12 protein-coding genes are annotated in these 18,162 nt (G+C 52.7%); 8 read left to right on the plus strand and 4 right to left on the minus strand.

Annotation, left to right across the window (positions count from 1 at the left end; genetic code table 11):
• Positions 1–22 precede the first annotated feature (22 nt).
• Together lipA and ACT3T7_RS10015 are read right to left on the minus strand one after the other, a co-directional pair.
• On the minus strand, positions 23–1,075 hold the full coding sequence (gene lipA, locus ACT3T7_RS10010; protein ID WP_444630946.1) for a lipoyl synthase: 1,053 nt from the start codon (positions 1,073–1,075) through the stop codon (positions 23–25).
• A gap of 167 nt (positions 1,076–1,242) precedes the next feature.
• A complete protein-coding gene (locus tag ACT3T7_RS10015; RefSeq protein WP_193053129.1) occupies positions 1,243–2,229 on the minus strand; it encodes a LysR family transcriptional regulator in 987 nt (328 codons plus the stop codon).
• A 237-nt stretch (positions 2,230–2,466) separates the two neighbouring features.
• Here ACT3T7_RS10015 and ACT3T7_RS10020 point away from each other — a divergent pair, with 237 nt between their 5' ends.
• The 6 genes from ACT3T7_RS10020 (at position 2,467) to ACT3T7_RS10045 (ending at position 10,046) form a co-directional block, all read left to right on the plus strand.
• A complete protein-coding gene (locus tag ACT3T7_RS10020; protein WP_444630947.1) occupies positions 2,467–4,839 on the plus strand; it encodes a DUF3141 domain-containing protein in 2,373 nt (790 codons plus the stop codon).
• 304 nt (positions 4,840–5,143) lie between these two features.
• Positions 5,144–7,771 (plus strand): type I DNA topoisomerase, encoded by a 2,628-nt coding sequence (topA, locus tag ACT3T7_RS10025; protein ID WP_172118377.1) that lies wholly within the window; start codon positions 5,144–5,146, stop codon positions 7,769–7,771.
• A complete protein-coding gene (locus ACT3T7_RS10030; protein ID WP_444630948.1) occupies positions 7,768–8,229 on the plus strand; it encodes a DUF6586 family protein in 462 nt (153 codons plus the stop codon). Before topA ends, ACT3T7_RS10030 begins: the two co-directional genes overlap by 4 nt.
• 91 nt (positions 8,230–8,320) lie before the next feature.
• On the plus strand, positions 8,321–8,785 hold the full coding sequence (locus ACT3T7_RS10035; RefSeq protein WP_172118379.1) for a 2-hydroxyacyl-CoA dehydratase: 465 nt from the start codon (positions 8,321–8,323) through the stop codon (positions 8,783–8,785).
• A gap of 158 nt (positions 8,786–8,943) precedes the next feature.
• Positions 8,944–9,573: a L,D-transpeptidase family protein gene (locus ACT3T7_RS10040; protein ID WP_172118380.1), complete on the plus strand. Its 630-nt coding sequence runs from the start codon at positions 8,944–8,946 to the stop codon at positions 9,571–9,573.
• A 209-nt stretch (positions 9,574–9,782) separates the two neighbouring features.
• Complete coding sequence (locus ACT3T7_RS10045) at positions 9,783–10,046, plus strand: Lpp/OprI family alanine-zipper lipoprotein (RefSeq protein ID WP_087107516.1); 264 nt, start codon at positions 9,783–9,785, stop codon at positions 10,044–10,046.
• A gap of 99 nt (positions 10,047–10,145) precedes the next feature.
• Here ACT3T7_RS10045 and ACT3T7_RS10050 read toward each other — a convergent pair whose 3' ends face one another.
• Together ACT3T7_RS10050 and mfd are read right to left on the minus strand one after the other, a co-directional pair.
• Entirely contained in the window at positions 10,146–11,267 is a 1,122-nt protein-coding gene (locus tag ACT3T7_RS10050; protein ID WP_172118381.1) for a L,D-transpeptidase family protein, read from the minus strand.
• An 82-nt stretch (positions 11,268–11,349) separates the two neighbouring features.
• Positions 11,350–14,799, minus strand: coding sequence for a transcription-repair coupling factor (gene mfd, locus ACT3T7_RS10055; RefSeq protein WP_444630949.1), 3,450 nt, complete (start codon positions 14,797–14,799; stop codon positions 11,350–11,352).
• Between the two features lie 241 nt (positions 14,800–15,040).
• Between mfd and ACT3T7_RS10060 the strand changes: the two genes are divergently transcribed.
• Together ACT3T7_RS10060 and ACT3T7_RS10065 are read left to right on the plus strand one after the other, a co-directional pair.
• The gene (locus ACT3T7_RS10060; RefSeq protein ID WP_444630950.1) at positions 15,041–16,501 is read left to right on the plus strand and encodes a glyceraldehyde-3-phosphate dehydrogenase; all 1,461 of its coding nucleotides are present in this window, start codon (positions 15,041–15,043) and stop codon (positions 16,499–16,501) included.
• A gap of 311 nt (positions 16,502–16,812) precedes the next feature.
• Positions 16,813–18,162 (plus strand): Na(+)-translocating NADH-quinone reductase subunit A, encoded by a 1,350-nt coding sequence (locus tag ACT3T7_RS10065; RefSeq protein WP_172118384.1) that lies wholly within the window; start codon positions 16,813–16,815, stop codon positions 18,160–18,162.

Raw genomic sequence — 18,162 nt, forward strand, 5'->3', positions numbered from 1 at the left:
TAAGTCCGTGCTTAATTCTTTTTCAGCCTACGTTTAGGGCGGGAATAATATTAGGGTCAGACTCCTGGCCTGGGATCGCTGCCGGTGAGGCCAGTCCGAGATTGTTCTTTTCGAACACTCGGTCAGCGCGATAGCTTGAACGAACCAGCGGGCCAGAAGGTACTTCCATAAAGCCTTTTTTAAGCCCTAGCACACGGTAGCGATCAAACTCTTCAGGGCTTACCCAGCGCTCAACCGGCAGGTGGTTTTTCGTGGGGCGCAGATACTGGCCGAGTGTCACAATATCGACACCAATTTCACGAAGATCATCAAACGTTTGCAGGATCTCCTCATCGGTTTCGCCAAGACCCAGCATAATACTGGTTTTGGTAATGACATCGGGGCGATGCTTTTTCGCGTAGGCCAGAACGTCGAGTGTTTTGCGATAGCCTGCACGGGGGTCGCGAACCCGGCTGGTCAGGCGTTCAACGGTTTCGACATTTTGCGCAAACACTTCAAGGCCCGAATCCACAACGCTCTCAATGGCTGCGTGTTCACCATCGAAATCAGGTGTCAGCGCTTCAACGACCACGTCTGGTGTGCGCGCTTTAATAGCACGGATACAGCTTGCGTAATGGTTCGCACCGCCATCGTCCAGATCATCACGATCAACCGATGTTAGGACGATATAGCGAAGCCCCATTAATTCGACGGACTTGGCGGTGTTTTCGGGCTCTTCGTGGTCCAGCCAGCCTTTGGGATTGCCCGTATCAACGGCGCAGAAACGGCATGCGCGGGTACACACAGACCCCATCAGCATGATGGTGGCAGTTCCATTGCTCCAACACTCGCCCATGTTAGGGCAGTGTGATTCAGCACAGACGGTACTTAGACGATGCTCAGAGACATTGCGCTTAACGGCTTCAAAGCGCTCGCCACCGGGAATTTGAGCGCGCAGCCATTTGGGCTTGCGTTCAAGAGATGGGGCTTCAGCCTGCGCGCTGCGCACCTTCATGCCATCCTTGATCGCCGTTGTGCCGTGTTCATTACGGAATTTCTGGCCGCTGGGTACACGCTGTGTGGGGTTGTTGCTCATAGGAATAGAGCCTCTCTACTGTGCGGCAGGCAAGGCTTATCATAGAAACGTAAGCGCTTGCCCCCCAATCATGCCGATTAATACGTTGCCAATTAACAGATTACTAATTAATACATAGGTAGTAGGTGTAATGTAACATATCTGGTGATTAACAAGACACCGTCAACTTAGCTTACCGGCATGGGCAAACAGGCAACACCGTGGCTTGGTAAGGGGCTAGGAGATGCTGCAAAGTAGTCTTGATACTCAGTGACATGCTCGTGAATAAACCGCATGAAAAGCTCAGCCACAGGTGTGGGAAAGCGCTCAAGGCGATAAACCGTGCACCATGCGCGGCGGATGGGAAAATCCGGTAGCGGAAGTTCAAACAAAAGACCCTGCTCAAGCTCTAGCTGCACGGCAAGCCGTGGCAGCACGGCCACGCCTAAATGCGCCATAACCCCTTGTTTGATGGCTTCGTTAGTACCGAGCTCAATACGGTGCGGCAGCGCGACTTTTTGATAAGCAGCAAGCTGTTCAAAGGCATTGCGCACGCCGGAGCCTGGTTCGCGCATTAACACATAGTGGCGGGAAAAATCAGCCAGAGTAGGCGTCAGCATGGCGAGTAAAGGGTGGTCAGGCCATACCACTGCTATTAGTTCATTATCGATGATGGGCGTCACGACTAAGCGATCATCCTCGGGCACCATGGCCATAATCACCAGGTCATCCTGCTGTTCGGCCAAGCGCTCAAGCGCCTGGCTACGGTTACACACCTTTAAGCGCACATGAATATCAGGGTAGCTTGCGCGAAAGCGGGCCAGTATATACGGCACGATATACTGCGCTGACGACACGGCGGCCAGGTTGAGCTCCCCGGAAATTTTTCCATTGATGTCTGACAGGTTCATCTGCAACCGGGAGAGCTGACTAAAGATTTCTCTTGTTGATAGCGCCAGCGTATCGGCGGCAGGCAGCACATGCAGCGTTTTTCCCGCATATTTAAACAGCGGCTGGCCAAGTGCCTGCTCCAGTTGGCGTATCTGAGCGCTGACGGCGGGTTGGGTAAGCCCTAGCTGTTCTGCTGCGCGTGAGTAAGAGCGTTGGCGATATACCGCCTGGAAGACTTGTAATTGACGAAACGTTAGGCGATTGAGCAGCTTAGGGGATGACATAACAACCTCAAGAGAATTGCCCTCCGGCGGCGAATAATACGGCGAGCGTTACGAATTACTAACGCTACCTAAAAATGCTACCACTGTTTATGCCTGCCGTGTCGCTAGTTTGCAGCGCTTGCGGTAAATCAGTGGTGTTACCCATCGACGTCTGTTGAGAAGTGGCTTAAGCTATATTGCATCGCAGCATCATGGTTTTTAGGTTGATCGCCAGCGCATTCACCCTAGGGAGACCCTATGAATTTTCTCGCCAACCCTTTGCTTACCGCTAACTCATTAACACGTACCTGTTGGGGACAGTCAAACGATTCCTCCACGTTGCTACCGGGCAGTGAGACGCTGTCCTCTTTCATGGACCCCTTTGGGTTTGGGCGTGCCGCGGCCGATTACTGGCGAGATAGCGTTGAGCGTAGCGTGCTCTATTGGGATGTAATGCGCGAGCGTGGCAACCAGTACCTGGAGCACATGGAACAAACCAAGCCGAGTGTGCTTGGGTTCAAAACCGAAGTGCTGCTTGATGGTCGCACGCTTGCCCAGCCTACCAACTATGAATTGCTGCGTGTATTGCCCCCTGAAGATACCGTCGCTGACCCCCGCAAGCGCCCGTTCGTGGTGGTTGACCCGCGTGCAGGGCACGGCCCTGGTATTGGTGGCTTTAAGCCTGACAGTGAGTTAGGCGTGGCATTAAAAGCAGGGCATCCTTGTTACTTTATTGGCTTCTTGCCCTTCCCTGAGCCGGGGCAAACGGTTGAGGACGTTGTCGAGGCAGAAGTTGCTTTTCTACGCCATGTGATTGAGCTGCATCCTGATATAAGTGAAAAGCCCATGGTGGTAGGCAATTGCCAAGCGGGCTGGCAGTTGATGATGGCAGCCGCACTTGAGCCGGACGTTTTTGGGCCTATCTTGATCGCGGGGGCGCCACTCTCTTACTGGGCGGGGGAGCATGGCAATGCGCCCATGCGTTATACCGGCGGCATGACGGGGGGGAGCTGGATCACGGCATTCACCAGTGATATGGGTAACGGCTTATTCGATGGCGCTTGGCTGGTGCAAAACTTTGAGCGCTTGAATCCTGCCAATACGTACTGGAAAAAGCAGTACCACCTGTACGCTAACATCGACACAGAAACTGAGCGTTATCTTGATTTTGAGCGCTGGTGGGGCGGGCACGTGGTTCTGGGTGGCGAAGAAATCCAGTACATCGTCGATAATTTATTTGTCGGTAACCGGTTGTCGACGGCCCAACTGGTAACCCGTGACGGGCGGCGGATTGATCTGCGTAATCTACGTTCACCGGTGGTGGTGTTCTGTTCGCGCGGTGACGACATTACCCCGCCCCCTCAGGCGCTGGGCTGGATTCGTGATTTATACGAAGATACCGATGATATCATCGCCAACGACCAAACCATCGTCTACTGCATGCATGATACGACCGGCCATTTGGGGATCTTCGTATCCGGCAGCGTATCCCGCAAAGAGCACTCTGAATTTACTGCCAATATGGACTACATCGATGTGCTGCCACCGGGGCTGTATGAAACCTCGGTTACCGAGGCGCCAGAGGGTAGCGATGCCGCGTTGTATGAGCGTGACTACTTATTGGAATTTACGCCGCGTAACTTTGAAGAGCTGGATTGTGAAGTACACCATGATGCGGACGATGACCGGCGTTTCGCGACGGTTGCCCGAATTTCCGAGATAAATTTGGGCTTGTATCGTTTGTATGTGCAGCCCTGGTTGCGGGCCATAATGACGCCAGAAGCAGCGCGCTTTATTCGGCGTATGCATCCTATCCGCTTGGGCTACAAGCTGCTGTCGGACCGCAATCCTTTATCTGTCGCCCTGCCGGTAATGGCGGAAGCAATACGCAAGAATCGTCAGGAAATTGGTCCAGATAATCTCTTTAAAGCGCTAGAGACGATGCATTCTGACCAGATCGTAGCCGCCTTGAATGCCTGGCGGGATCTGCGTGATAGCAGTACAGAGCGTCTGTTTATGGATGTCTATGGCCAGCCACTGCTACAGGCGGCTGTCGGACTTTATGGTGATGCGCATGTACACCGCAGGAGGCCGGGCGCTGAGCCTGAGCATCGTCGCTTCCTGGCGCGGCGCCGGGAAGAGTTAGGTGAGCGCATTGCCCAAGGGGGCGCGCATGAAGCGATTATGCGCTCATTAATCTACGTGTTGGGTGGAGCACCCTCCACCGATGAGCGCAACTTCAAGCAGTTACGTGCCACAAGGACGAAGCTTGAGTCAGACATCGAGCTTTGCGAATTCAAGCGGTTGGTGCGCGAGCAATTTTTTATTTTAAAACTTGATCGTGAAAGGGCGCTGAATACGCTACCTGAGTTACTGGCCGGTGAAAGCAACAGTGCGATTGATGGCTATATTAAAAACCTGGAGCAGGTGTTTGCAGCAAGCGGTGAGCTTACTGAACACGCGGCAGAACGTTTTGTACAGGTAAAAGCGTTGTTTGATAAAGCGCGCCCGGCCAAGCCTGCGGTCAAAAAAACGGCCGTCAATAAGGCAACCACGGTTGAGAGCCCACCGGGTGAGGCCAAAAAGACCGACACGCCAGTGAGTCAAGGCAAGGGTCCCCGCAAACGTTAATCGATCCTGATTGAAAAAGAACGCCTCTACTTTACCGTAGGGGCGTTCTGCTTATGAAAGAAATAGTAGGTTGCTGATCTCGTAACGTCAGTCTAGTGTCTAGCTACTTCGGTATAAAAAAGTAAGCTTTTCTCACTACTGTTCGGTTGACACTGGCGCTAAGTGAAGGCCTGGGGTAGGGTAGGCGCATTTTTTCATCCGTATGTTTGTCTCGGCGAGTGAAATAACGCCGCAAACTCAAAACCATGCGGTACCGTATTCAGAGCGCGGGCTCTCGGCCCAAGCAATAGAAAAGTGGAGCACTATGGGCAAGTCACTGGTCATCGTCGAGTCGCCAGCGAAAGCGAAGACGATTAATAAGTATCTCGGCAACGATTTCATCGTCAAGTCGAGCGTGGGTCACATTCGTGACCTGCCGACCAGCGGCTCGGGCAAGGCTGCTTCCGACCCCAAGGAGCGCGCTCGCCAAGCCGCGGCAACACGTAAAATGTCGGCGGAAGAGAAGGCAGAGTATAAAAAGCGCAAGAGCCACGATCAGTTAATTCGGCGTATGGGTATTGATCCCAACAACGGCTGGGAAGCCCAGTATGAAGTGCTACCGGGCAAAGAAAAGGTAGTGGCTGAGTTAAAGAAACTTGCTGAAAAGGCAGATGCCGTTTATCTGGCAACGGATTTGGACCGCGAAGGGGAAGCCATTGCGTGGCACTTGCGGGAAACCATTGGTGGAGACGACAGCCGTTATAAGCGTGTGGTCTTTAACGAAATCACTAAAAATGCGATCCAGGATGCGTTTAAAGCCCCTGGTGCGCTCAATATTCCTCGTGTAGAAGCTCAGCAGGCGCGGCGGTTCTTGGACCGCGTGGTGGGCTTTATGCTGTCGCCGCTGCTGTGGGCCAAAGTGGCCCGTGGCCTCTCCGCTGGCCGCGTTCAATCTGTCGCAGTACGTCTTATTGTTGAGCGCGAGCGGGATATTCGCGCGTTTATCCCTGAGGAATTTTGGGATGTGCACGCGGATTTAGTCTCACCAGACGGCGAACTGGTGCGCTTTGCACTCGCCAAGCAGGATGGTAAGGCCTTCAAGCCGACGTCTGAGCAAGACACGATGTCGCGTATTGCGGCGTTGCGTAATGCAAAGCTTGCGATTACCTCGCGCGAAGATAAGCCGACCAGCTCCAAACCAACGGCGCCGTTTATTACCTCTACGTTGCAGCAGGCGGCCAGTGGGCGCCTGGGCTTCTCGGTCAAGAAAACCATGACTATGGCCCAGCGGTTGTATGAAGCGGGCTATATCACCTATATGCGTACCGACTCTACCAACCTCTCGAAGGATGCGGTTGAAAGTGCGCGTGAGTTTATTGGCAGCGAGTACGGTGAACGCTACCTGCCCGAGACGCCCAATCGCTATAGCAGCAAAGAGAGTGCTCAGGAAGCTCACGAAGCGATTCGCCCATCCAGCGTTGAGCGCAAGGCAACCGATTTAGCGGCTATGGAACGCGATGCTGAGCGTTTGTATGAGTTGATCTGGCGTCAGTTCGTCGCCTGCCAGATGACGCCGGCCGAATATCTGTCGAGCACATTGAGCGTGGAAGTGGATGGCTACGATCTACGCGCTAAAGGGCGTGTTCTGAAGTTTGACGGCTATACGCGGGTCATGAAACCGAGCGGTAAAAACGAAGACCAGACGCTGCCCGATTTGCCCAAAGGCACGCCGATGGCGATGGAAACGCTGGACCCTCAGCAGCACTTTACCAAGCCCCCGGCGCGTTATACCGAGGCAAGCCTGGTTAAAGAGCTTGAAAAACAAGGGATTGGTCGTCCTTCTACCTACGCGTCGATAATTTCGACGATCCAGGATCGCGGCTACGTGCAGTTGGAAAATCGGCGTTTTTATGCCGAGAAACTGGGGGATATCGTTACCGAGCGCCTGAAAGAGTCGTTTCCTGACTTGATGGACTTCTCTTTTACCGCACGTATGGAAGATAGCCTGGATGAGGTCGCTGAAGGCGAACGCAACTGGCGAGCGCTACTCGATGCCTTCTATGGTGAATTTCGTGAAGAGCTTGCCAAGGCAGAAAGCGATGATGGGATGCGTCCCAACCAGCCCGTGCCAACCGATATTGACTGCCCCTCGTGTGGCCGCAAGATGCAGATTCGTACTGCATCTACCGGCGTTTTTTTAGGTTGCAGTGGCTATAACCTGCCGCCCAAAGAGCGCTGCAAAACCACGATCGATTTGATTCCGGGTGAGGAAGCAGTAGCGGCGGATGCCGGTGAAGAGGCCGAAACCAACGCCTTGCGTGCCAAACATCGGTGCCATAAGTGCGGCACGGCAATGGATAACTACCTGATTGATGAAACCCGCAAGCTGCATATCTGCGGTAATAGCCCTGACTGTGATGGTTATGAGATAGAGCAGGGCAAGTTCAAGATCAAAGGCTACGATGGCCCGGTTATCGAATGCGATAAGTGCGGTTCACAAATGCAGCTCAAGTCCGGCCGCTTTGGCAAGTACTTTGGCTGTACCAATAGCGAGTGTAAGAACACTCGCAAGCTATTGAAAAATGGTGAAGTGGCGCCGCCCAAGATGGACCCGATTCCGATGCCGGAACTTGCCTGTCAGAAAGTGGATGACCACTACGTATTGCGCGATGGGGCAAGCGGCCTGTTTTTAGCAGCCAGTAAGTTCCCTAAAAATCGTGAAACGCGTCCGCCGTTGGTGAAGGAGCTGAAAGCTCATGCTGACGAGCTACCTGAGAAGTATCACTTCATTCTCAAAGCGCCCAGCGAAGACCCGGATGGTCGTCCAGCTCAAATTCGTTTTTCGCGTAAAAGCAAAGAGCAGTACGTGATGACCGATGAAGAAGGCAAAGCCACGGGATGGAAAGCAACGTTTGATGCAGGCAAGTGGCACGTAGAGGACAAGCGTAAATGAGCGACCGCTCCCGTACTAATCAACTGCTCTATCAGGCCGAGCTGCTGGTAAGTATGCCTGTTGGTGAGGATGAGCATGCGGTCGCTCGTCAAATGGCGCTCGAAGAGAGCACCTTGGCTCTGTTTGAATTAGCGTTGTGTTCGCTGCTTAAAGAAGTCACCGAACATGCTCGTCTGGAAAACCATGCCTGGCGTGAGTTATTAGCCCTTGATGGTCCGCCCATGGCAGAGCTTCAGCGGCTGCGTGATGTGATGCGTGAACCGGGTAGTTGGCTAAACTGGCTGGCGTTCAAATTAGAGCAGTTGCACAGCAGCGACGGGGCTGCACGGCGCACCGTCACTAATCCCGCCATGATCGCCATGGGGAGTCAGAAACGCTTGGGAGAGCAATTGCTTGATTACATAAGCGATGCCAAGCAGGAAATAGCCGCCCTAAGGGAGACAAGCCAGGAGTGGTGAGCTGTCACATGACGAATCTATCCTGACCGGCTACGCTCATAAAGCAGCATACTGTTACCGAGATGATAGAACGACTGAAAAGGAGACACGGATGCGCTACAACCAGGTCAAGGACTTAGTCGTATGGGCTGAAGGTTTTCACAAGCGTATGGCTCGTCAGTACAGCGAGGCGGCCGATAAGACAGATAACGAGCGTTTGACCATGGTGCTGACTTATCTAGCCAGCCGAGAGCTTCGAATGCAGCAGGGGCTTGATGACTTGTTTCATGATGGTTCTGATCATAGAGACGTATTGGAGACCTGGTTTGATGAGTCAAGTGAGTTTCCTCAGCCGCCTGAGCTTGAGCGCCTTACGGAAAAGTCTGAATGGAATTCAGTCGATGAAATAGCGCGCATGGCCGTTGAGTCCAATCGAAAGCTTCAAGCGCTCTATGAGCATCGCGCTTCCAGAGCCGCTATACCGCCAGAAGCGGAGTTTTTTAATGCGCTGGCAGAGGGGCACGAAGCAGAAATTCGTAAGCTGGTCAGCAGCATGCAAAAGTTTGACGATATTTAGCGCTGCGTTGACTAGCGGTTCATTGGCAGGGCTTGGCGTGTCCACATGGTTAAATTGTTCTCAAAATCGCTGACAGACGCGGTGTATATAAGGTATAACACCTTCAAGAAATGCTTAGTTGGCCAGTGCTGAGCTAACCTGTTTTTGAGAGCTAACCTATGCCTTTAAACCGTCGCCGCTTTTTAGCGCTGGCGCTTGGCTGGCCAGTAGTTGCCAGCGCTGCTACGTCAAATGCTACGCTAAACTCACAGCCGATAGACCTGGTTGAGACGTTGCTGTCCCGGGCTCATTTGCCCCGCTACAGCAACGAAGTATGGTTATTGATAAATGATCAAGAATCTACACTTAGCGTGTATCGTGGCGATACGCTGGTGGAGCTTTTTAGCCCGGTTTCGCTGGGTCGCTCAGGTGCGAAAACGCAGCGGGTAAGGGGGGATAACGTTACGCCACTGGGCGAATTTCGTATTAATCGTTTTAATTACGAAAGTCGATGGCATATCTTTATCGGTATCGATTATCCTACGCCGGCCCATGCGCGGATGGCGTTAGAAAATGGCATATACTCGCAAAGCGATTATGAAGCCTATTTCGACTATTACCGCCGTTATGGCCATCCCCCGCAAAATACGGCGCTGGGTGGAGCCATTGGTGTTCATGGTATCGGCAGTGCAGACCCTGATGTTCATAGCCGTTACCACTGGACTCAAGGGTGCGTGGCGGTAACAAATGAGCAAATTGAGCGAGTTGTGCAGCTTGTTGATATTGGCACTCGCGTCGTGATCGGCTAGTCTTATGTTGTTGAAGGAAGTAAGAGGTTTTCTACAAGTGGCTATAGACAAGCGTTGTGGTCTATTATAAAACAGCGTTTGACTAGCGTGCTCATGCACAAGTCACTGAAAAGAACCTGCACCGCAGGTAGACAAAGCGCAGCTAAGCAATTAGCCTAGGTTTGTCATACCCTTAACGTTGTACCCAAGGAAGACTCAAGGAGAACATTATGACTTTGAAAACGACTCTGAAAATGACCGCCGCTGCCGCTTCTCTGGCAATCCTGGCTGGCTGTGCTTCTACCAGCGCTCTGGAAGAAGTTCGCATGACTGCTGAATCTGCACAGGCTGATGCCGCAGAAGCACGCAGCATGGCTTCACAAGCTCTGAACACTGCAAACCAGGCACAGCGTGACGCGAATGCTGCACTGCAGATGACTGAGCAAAACCGTGAAGAAATGAACCGCATGTTCCAGCGCTCCATGCAGAAGTAATTCTGCTTGGACCACTGGGTTGATGTTTGACTCAGCGGTTGCTGAAGATGTAAAAAAACCCCGCCTCGGCGGGGTTTTTTATTGCTTGTCTATTTTAGATTAAGCATCTTCTTCAGTCGCTTGTAGGTGGCTAAGTTCTACCTCCTCAAGCAGGCTGTTACGGCTGGCAGGCTCCTCTTCTACGGTTGACTGTGCCTGAGGGCCATAAAGGGCTACAAAACGGCCGTTAGGTGATTCTACGGCGCTTTTTACTTTGGCATAGTCGACAGCTACCTGGTCCTCCGTTAGTGCATCAACGCGATCAATGGCATCCAGGAGCGGTTCAAAGTCACCCACGTTCTCTTCAAGCTGCGGGTAGGACTGCACGAATAGTGTGCCATCCGCTGCCCAGCCAGCTTTAAAAGGCGCATCCATCAGGTTTACTTGCGTACCGCTTGGCAGGCGCTCGTAGAGTGACTTAATGTCTTCAGGGTACATACGAATGCAGCCGCGGCTGGCGCGCATGCCAACGCCATCAGGGCGGTTGGTGCCATGAATCAAGTAGCTCGGCATGGCAAGCAGGATGGCATGTTCGCCCAAAGGATTGTCCGGCCCAGCAGGCACTACGGAGGGCGCTGGCTCGCCGCGAGCGGCCGCTTCACGACGCATGGAGGCAGGAGGGGCCCACGCCGGGTCTTTTACTTTAATGGTCGTGCGTGTAATGCCAACGGGGGTTGCAAACTCTTCACGGCCCACGCTCACCGGATACGTTTCAACGATGCCCGGGTTGTCGGCAGGGTAGTAATACAGACGCAGTTCGGAAAGGTTAACAACAACCCCTTCACGTGGTGCAGGCGGTAAAATATATTGGGCTGGAATAACGATTTCCGTTCCTTCGCCAGGCACCCACATGCTGACGCCGGGGTTGGCCATGCGAATTTCTTCGTAGCCGATATTATGACGACGAGCGATATCAATGAGAGTCTCAGCGGGGTCGTCAACCGTGATGGTATACGACTCACCGATAATGTCGCCTTGGTCAGGGAGTCGAAAATGCCCGCGGGGGAGTTCACGCGTGTCGGCAACCTGCTCAGCGCTTGCCACGGATTCATCGGCGATCGCGGGCGCGTTTTCTGCTTGTTCAGATGCGGTTTGCGCATAAGCAGGGCCAGTAAGGGAGGCTGCCAACAATACTGCCAGGCTGGTAGGACCCCAAAGGTTGAATTTGTGACGAATGTTCATGATCTTTCCTAATAAGTTAGTGCACTGCTAGTACGCGTAAACGGGCAAACAATGGTTGCTTGCCGTCAGTTTGCCCCAAGGTTCACGCCGCCGCTACTTTTTGATTAAGGGTCGTTATAAGTGCTTCAACTTGCTCGAAACGCTGATCGCTGTTTTCCATGGTAAATTCAAACCGCAAGGTGTCTGAACCATCCAGGCGATAGTGCTTGGGCGATGTTTGAATCAACGTAACCAGGGTGAGTGGGTCGACCTTCGTTGTGCCATCAAACAGCACCCGGCCACGGCTTTCGCCTGCTTCAATACGGCTAATACCCAGCTGCTCTGCGCGTTGGCGTAGCTTTGTTTGACGTATCAGGTTCTTCAACGGCTGTGGCAGGAGGCCGAAGCGGTCAATGAGCTCGACCTGTAGTTCTTTAAGCTCACTATCGCTTTGTGTATTGGCAATGCGCTTATACATAACAAGCCGCTGCTGTACATCATGAATATAGTCATCTGGAATCAGTGCTGGCAGGTTCAGGCTAATTTCTACGCCAGTATTGAAGGGCGCCTCAATATTAGGTGTTTTGCCAGCACGGATTGCTTTCACTGCTCGATCCAGCATTTCCATATAAAGAGTATAGCCAATAGTTTCCATTTGGCCGCTTTGTTCATCTCCTAGTAGCTCACCTGCGCCACGAATTTCCATGTCGTGGCTTGCCAGAGTAAACCCAGCGCCAAGGTCATCAGAGGCGCTTATAGCCTCAAGGCGTTTAACCGCATCGCGCGTGATGGCCTTGGGGGGAGGCGTAAGCAGGTAAGCATAGGCCTGGTGGTGGCTGCGGCCTACGCGTCCTCGTAGTTGGTGCAGCTGCGCCAGGCCAAACTTGTCGGCTCGTTCTATGAGAATGGTATTGGCGCTGGGTACGTCAATGCCGGTTTCAATGATCGTTGAGCATACCAATACATTAAAACGGCGATGGTAAAAGTCCGACATTACGCGTTCAAGGCTGCGTTCAGGGAGCTGGCCATGCGCCACGGCTACGCGAGCTTCTGGCACCAGTTCGCGGATCTGTTGAGCCGCGTTTTCAATCGTCTTTACTTCGTTGTGAAGGAAGTAGACCTGACCACCGCGAAGTATTTCCCGTAGCAGGGCTTCTTTAATAATGCTGTTATCACGCTGCTGTACAAATGTTTTAACTGACAAGCGGCGAGCGGGCGGTGTCGCAATAATAGAAAGATCCCGAATGCCGCTCATCGCCATATTAAGTGTACGCGGGATAGGGGTGGCGGTGAGGGTGAGAATATCAATCTCTGCACGCAGGGTTTTAAGCTTTTCTTTCTGTGCAACGCCAAAGCGGTGCTCTTCATCGATAATTAGTAGACCCATTTGAGGTAGCTCAACACTTTTGGAGAGCAGCTTATGGGTGCCAATCACGATATCGGTTTGACCGTTTTTGATGCTTTCGAGCGTCTGGGTCATCTCTTTGCCCGCCGTAAAGCGCGAGATCAAACGGATATTGACGGCCGTATCGGCAAAGCGGTCACGGAAGTTTTCAAAGTGCTGGCGGGCGAGCAGCGTGGTCGGCACGAGAACGACGACCTGGCGACCTGACTGCACGGCCAGAAACGCGGCACGCATGGCCACTTCGGTTTTGCCAAACCCAACATCACCACATACCACGCGGTCCATGGACTGCGGAGAAACCATGTCCTCAATGACGGCTTCAATGGCCGCTTGTTGATCAGGCGTTTCTTCAAACGGAAAGCTAGCGGAAAAGCGCACGTACTCATCGCTTGGCGCTTCATAGACAACCCCTTGCTGGGCTTCTCGTCTTGCGTAAACATCCAGCAATTCAGCGGCAGTATCGCGAATCTTTTCGGCCGCTTTACGGCGCGCCTTTTCCCATTGATCAGAACCCAGCTTATGCAGCGGTGCCAGCTCATCATCAGCGCCGCTGTAGCGTGAAATAAGGTGAAGGCTGTCAACGGGTACATAAAGCTTGGCGCCATCGGCGTAAGAGAGGGCTAAAAATTCGTTGGCCTGACCGCCGGCCGCGAGGGTTTCTAGCCCCAGGTAACGTCCTACCCCATGCGCCTGATGAACAACGGGTGCCCCTTCGCGAAGTTCTGAAAGGTGGCGAACCGCTAATTCATTGTCATCAGTGACTTTTTCACGCCGTCGGCTTTGGCGAACGACTTCGCCAAACAGTTCCGTTTCGCTAATAATGGCAAGGCTAGGGTCAGTAAGCCATAAGCCGCTATCTACCAGGCTTTCCGTGATCGCGAAGGGGTGTTGGCTTTTAAGAAATGACTGAAAGCTATCAACATAAGGCAGTGACAGGGTGAGCGGTGCAAGCACTTCCTCTAATGCTTCGCGCCGCCCGCGTGATTCAGCGACAAACAGGACCCGTGTATCAGGTTCGTTATTTAAAAAACCTTCCAATTCACTCAGTGGCTGTTTGGCTCGTGCATTAATGGCCAGCGGCGGGAGCGCTTTTGCTTCTGGCATTAAGGCATGACGATGCGCTTCGTCTTCAGTGAGTTCAATACGAGGGCGTGATTTGATCGCCGAAAATACATCGCTAACCGGGAAAAATGCCCGGCGAGGCGGCAGTAGTGGGCGGGTAGGGTCAACGCCCAAATTGATGTAGCGCGCTTCAATGGATTGCCAGTGCTGTTCGGCGGCTTGGAAAACGCCGGGTAGCAGCGCCACCCGCGTATCATCGGTTACGTGATCAAACAAAGACGCCGTTTCGTCAAAAAATAGCGGCAAATAGTGCTCGAGCCCAGGCGAAGGTATGGCTTTAAGAGCGTCGTTATAGAGCGGGCACTGACGAGGGTCGACATCGAACAGGGTTTCAAACTGCTCGCGAAAGCAGGCGATTGCGCTGCGGCTAAGCGAGTACTCATGGGCAGGAAGTAGTTCCAGCGTGTCTATCTTGCCCGTTGAGCGTTGACTGCCAGGGTCAAAATGACGAAGTGTGTCGATCTCATCATCAAATAAGTCGATACGAATCGGCTCATCCATCCCCATCGCAAAAAGATCAATTAGTGCGCCGCGTATGGCGTATTCGCCAGGCTCGTACACGGTTTCAACGGCGCGATACCCTGCCCGGGTAAGCGACTCCCTAAAGGTATCCCGGTTAAGCTTGGCGCCCGCGTTCAGCGTCATTACACGCCCCGCGATATACGAGACCGGGGGAAGGCGCTGCATTAATGTATTAATAGGCACCAATACAATGCCGCGAACACCGTCTTGTAGCTGGCGTAACGTGCGCAAGCGGGCCGAGACGATATCCTGATGCGGAGAAAAACTGTCGTAGGGAAGGGTTTCCCAATCAGGGAATGGCAGTACTGGGACATCGCTGTAGAACGCCAGGTCTTGTTCCAGACGTTGAGCGCTGGCCGTGTTGGGTGTAATTACCAGCAGCGGGGCGCTAGAAGCTACCTGGGTTAACGCCAGTGCAGACGCACTACCCGGGGGCGCTGTCCAGAAAAGCGTGTCGCGAGCCCCGTGTGGCTGAGGCGGTTCGAGCAGAGAGAATGAAGGCATAGTCAGGTATCATTTTGCGCTGAAACGGATACTGGATCATACACGATCGCCTCTTTCAGTTAGAGGGCCAAAACATTACTGTTAGTGTGAGAGCCTATTTTGTGTTTGTAGTCAAACCTCTATTCCTGTAATACCCCTACAACGTGTGCGACCATCCTTCCATTGCGAGTAGCTAATAAGGCCGGGATAATGCGCCTGAAACCTTTTATCACTACCTTATCATTACCCAATGAGGCCGCATGTGAGTCAGCAAGCTCTCGAAAACGTTTTTGAGGAATGGCAGAACAACCAGGCTCTGGCCGAACAGATGATCCCGCTTGTTGGGCGCCTTTATCGGCATAACAATGTTGTGGCTACCATGTATGGGCGCTCGCTGATCAACCAGTCCGTTATTCGTATCCTGAAAGATCATCGGTTTGTGCGCAAAATTGAAGGAACAGAACTGTCGGTTGAGGACACCTTCCCCATCGTTGAAGCGATGAGCGCGCTTAATCTGGGGCCTGCTCATGTTGATGTGGGTAAGCTGGCGGTCATGTTTAAAAAGCAGGGCGGTGGTGATTTAAGCGCATTCTTGCATAACGAACTGCAGGATATCATTGGCGGTTATCAGCCGGGAGCCAGTAAAGGCGAGCCGCAGGACGTTGTACTTTACGGTTTTGGGCGCATTGGTCGTCTGCTGGCGCGCGTGCTGGTTGAAAAAGCCGGTGGCGGAAACCTGTTGCGTTTGCGCGCGATTGTGGTGCGTGGGCGTGGCGATGTGGGTAAAGACCTTGAAAAGCGTGCCAGCTTACTGCGTCGTGACTCGGTGCATGGCCCGTTTGAAGGCACTATTTCTGTTGATGCCGAAGCGCGTACGCTTACTGTAAATGGCAATGTGGTTCAGGTTATTTACGCTGACTCACCCAGCGAAATCGATTACACCACTTATGGCATCAAAAACGCGGTCATTGTTGATAATACCGGTATTTGGCGCGATGAGGCTGGCTTGGGTCAGCACCTGGAGTGTAAAGGCGTGGCCAAGGCGCTACTAACGGCGCCAGGTAAGGGCGATATTAAAAATATCGTTTACGGTGTTAACCACGCGACCATTGGTGAGAATGACCGTATTGTATCGGCGGCTTCCTGTACCACCAATGCCATTGTGCCCGTTCTAAAGGTGCTCAATGATCAGTACGGGGTCACCACCGGTCATGTGGAAACTGTTCATGCTTACACCAACGACCAGAACCTGATTGATAACTATCATAAGGGTGATCGTCGTGGCCGCAGTGCGGCGCTTAACATGGTGTTAACCGAAACGGGTGCGGCCAAAGCCGCAGCAAAAGCGCTACCTGAATTGGAAGGCAAGCTAACGGGCAATGCGATTCGCGTGCCGACGCCGAACGTTTCGATGGCCATTTTGAATCTGACATTAGATAAGCCAACCGATGCTGCCGCGCTGAATGACTATTTGCGCCGTATGTCCATTGATTCGTCTTATCAGAAGCAGATTGATTACGTGGACTCTGCTGAAGTGGTTTCATCGGACTTCGTTGGCAACCGCCATGCTGGCATCGTGGACGCAAAAGCAACGATTGCTAACGGTAATCACGTGGTTGTGTACGTATGGTACGACAATGAGTTTGGCTACAGCTGCCAGGTTATTCGTATCCTGCAGCAAATGTCGAACGTACAGTTTTTAAAACTGCCACGCCACGCATAGTGCCTCTATGCCGGTGAATTAGCTGCGGAATAGCTTTTTTCATCGCGTCTGGATTGCTTAACGCCACCTTCGGGTGGCGTTTTTAATTGTAAAATCAAGTGTCATGGATGGCATGTAACACTTTATGTGGGCATCAGGGATGTGGTCATTGTCCGCGCTTATCTTTATAATGTTGTAGATTTTTCGGGGTGGTTCAAGCGTGCTTGGGCCTGACTGGTAACGATCTGACAGAAAACAACAATTCACTGAACAGAAAATAAGCATTCGAACCCCTTACCTTCGTATATCCGATCCATCAACTGGGCGAGACTATGATCGAAGTCAAAAAAGGCCTGGATCTCCCCATCACGGGAGCGCCCGAGCAGCGTATTGAAGATGCGCAGCCTGTGCGTTACGTGGCAATCCTGGGCACTGACTACGTTGGCATGAAGCCAACCATGGAAGTTCAGGAAGGGGATAAGGTCAAACTGGGCCAGCTGCTCTTTACCGATAAAAAAATTGAGGGTGTCCGTTTTACGGCACCTGCAAGCGGTGAAGTAGTATCCATTAACCGTGGCGAAAAGCGTCGCCTGCTATCTGTCGTTATTAAAGTTGACGAGAATGAAGAAGCGATGGCATTTGCTTCTCATGATCGCGCTTCTTTAGCGCAGCTTGACCGACAGTTGGTCGTTGACCAGCTCGTTGAGTCGGGACTTTGGACAGCGTTACGCACACGTCCTTTCTCTCGCACGCCAGCTATTGATAGCATTCCTGCTGATATCTTTGTAACGGCCGTGGATACCCACCCGTTAAGCGCTGATCCAGCAATTGTCATCAATGAAGAAAACCAGGCATTTGAAGACGGCCTCAAGGTGCTAACACGCCTGACCGAGGGCAACGTTTTTCTGTGCACGGGGGCTGATGCCAATATCCCTGGCGGGGATATTGACGGTGTGAAAACCGAAAGTTTTGCCGGTCCGCATCCTGCGGGTCTGGTGGGTACGCATATCCATTATCTTTCGCCAGTCGCGCTGCACAAACAAGTCTGGCATATCGGTTATCAGGATGTGATCGCGTTTGGTAAGCTCTTTGCCGAAGGCAAACTGCATACAGCTCGTGTTGTCGCTGTTGGCGGCCCACGCGCTGAAAAACCTCGTCTTCTGCGGACCCGCTTGGGAGCAAGTACCCAAGAGTTTTTGGCAGATGAAGTCATCAAACCCGATGACACCCGAGTAATTTCCGGTTCGGTTTTTTCGGGTTTCTCGGCGGAAGGGCACCTGACCTACCTGGGGCGTTTCAGCAATCAGATTAGCTTGCTTGAAGAGGGCAACAAGCGTGCCTTGTTAGGCTGGCTTTCTCTTGGGGCCGATCGTCACTCGATTCTGGGTATTTACCTCTCGCGTATTAAAGGCCTGCGTAACTACGCGCCTACCACGTCGACCAATGGCTCTGAACGTGCCATGGTGCCGATTGGTACTTACGAGACGGTAATGCCGCTGGATATCATGCCGACTCAGCTGCTGCGCTCGCTGATCGTGGGCGACATTGAAGTTGCCATGCAACTTGGGTGTCTGGAGCTAGACGAAGAGGATCTGGCGCTGTGCACATACGTTTGCCCCGGCAAATATGAGTATGGCCCTATCCTGCGTGACAACCTCGCCATGATCGAGAAAGAGGCCTGA

Origin of the sequence: Halomonas sp. 111, assembly GCF_052379685.1 — a bacterium.
In the GTDB taxonomy this organism is placed as follows: domain Bacteria; phylum Pseudomonadota; class Gammaproteobacteria; order Pseudomonadales; family Halomonadaceae; genus Vreelandella; species Vreelandella citrativorans.

Bases quoted from the DNA above. Each gene is read 5' to 3' on its own strand.
- ACT3T7_RS10040 (WP_172118380.1), top strand. From the start codon at position 8,944: ATGCCTTTAAACCGTCGCCGCTTTTTAGCGCTGGCGCTTGGCTGGCCA.
- ACT3T7_RS10035 (WP_172118379.1), top strand. From the start codon at position 8,321: ATGCGCTACAACCAGGTCAAGGACTTAGTCGTATGGGCTGAAGGTTTT.
- ACT3T7_RS10030 (WP_444630948.1), top strand. From the start codon at position 7,768: ATGAGCGACCGCTCCCGTACTAATCAACTGCTCTATCAGGCCGAGCTG.
- ACT3T7_RS10015 (WP_193053129.1), bottom strand. From the start codon at position 2,229: ATGTCATCCCCTAAGCTGCTCAATCGCCTAACGTTTCGTCAATTACAA.
- topA (WP_172118377.1), top strand. From the start codon at position 5,144: ATGGGCAAGTCACTGGTCATCGTCGAGTCGCCAGCGAAAGCGAAGACG.
- ACT3T7_RS10045 (WP_087107516.1), top strand. From the start codon at position 9,783: ATGACTTTGAAAACGACTCTGAAAATGACCGCCGCTGCCGCTTCTCTG.
- ACT3T7_RS10065 (WP_172118384.1), top strand. From the start codon at position 16,813: ATGATCGAAGTCAAAAAAGGCCTGGATCTCCCCATCACGGGAGCGCCC.
- lipA (WP_444630946.1), bottom strand. From the start codon at position 1,075: ATGAGCAACAACCCCACACAGCGTGTACCCAGCGGCCAGAAATTCCGT.
- ACT3T7_RS10020 (WP_444630947.1), top strand. From the start codon at position 2,467: ATGAATTTTCTCGCCAACCCTTTGCTTACCGCTAACTCATTAACACGT.
- mfd (WP_444630949.1), bottom strand. From the start codon at position 14,799: ATGCCTTCATTCTCTCTGCTCGAACCGCCTCAGCCACACGGGGCTCGC.
- ACT3T7_RS10050 (WP_172118381.1), bottom strand. From the start codon at position 11,267: ATGAACATTCGTCACAAATTCAACCTTTGGGGTCCTACCAGCCTGGCA.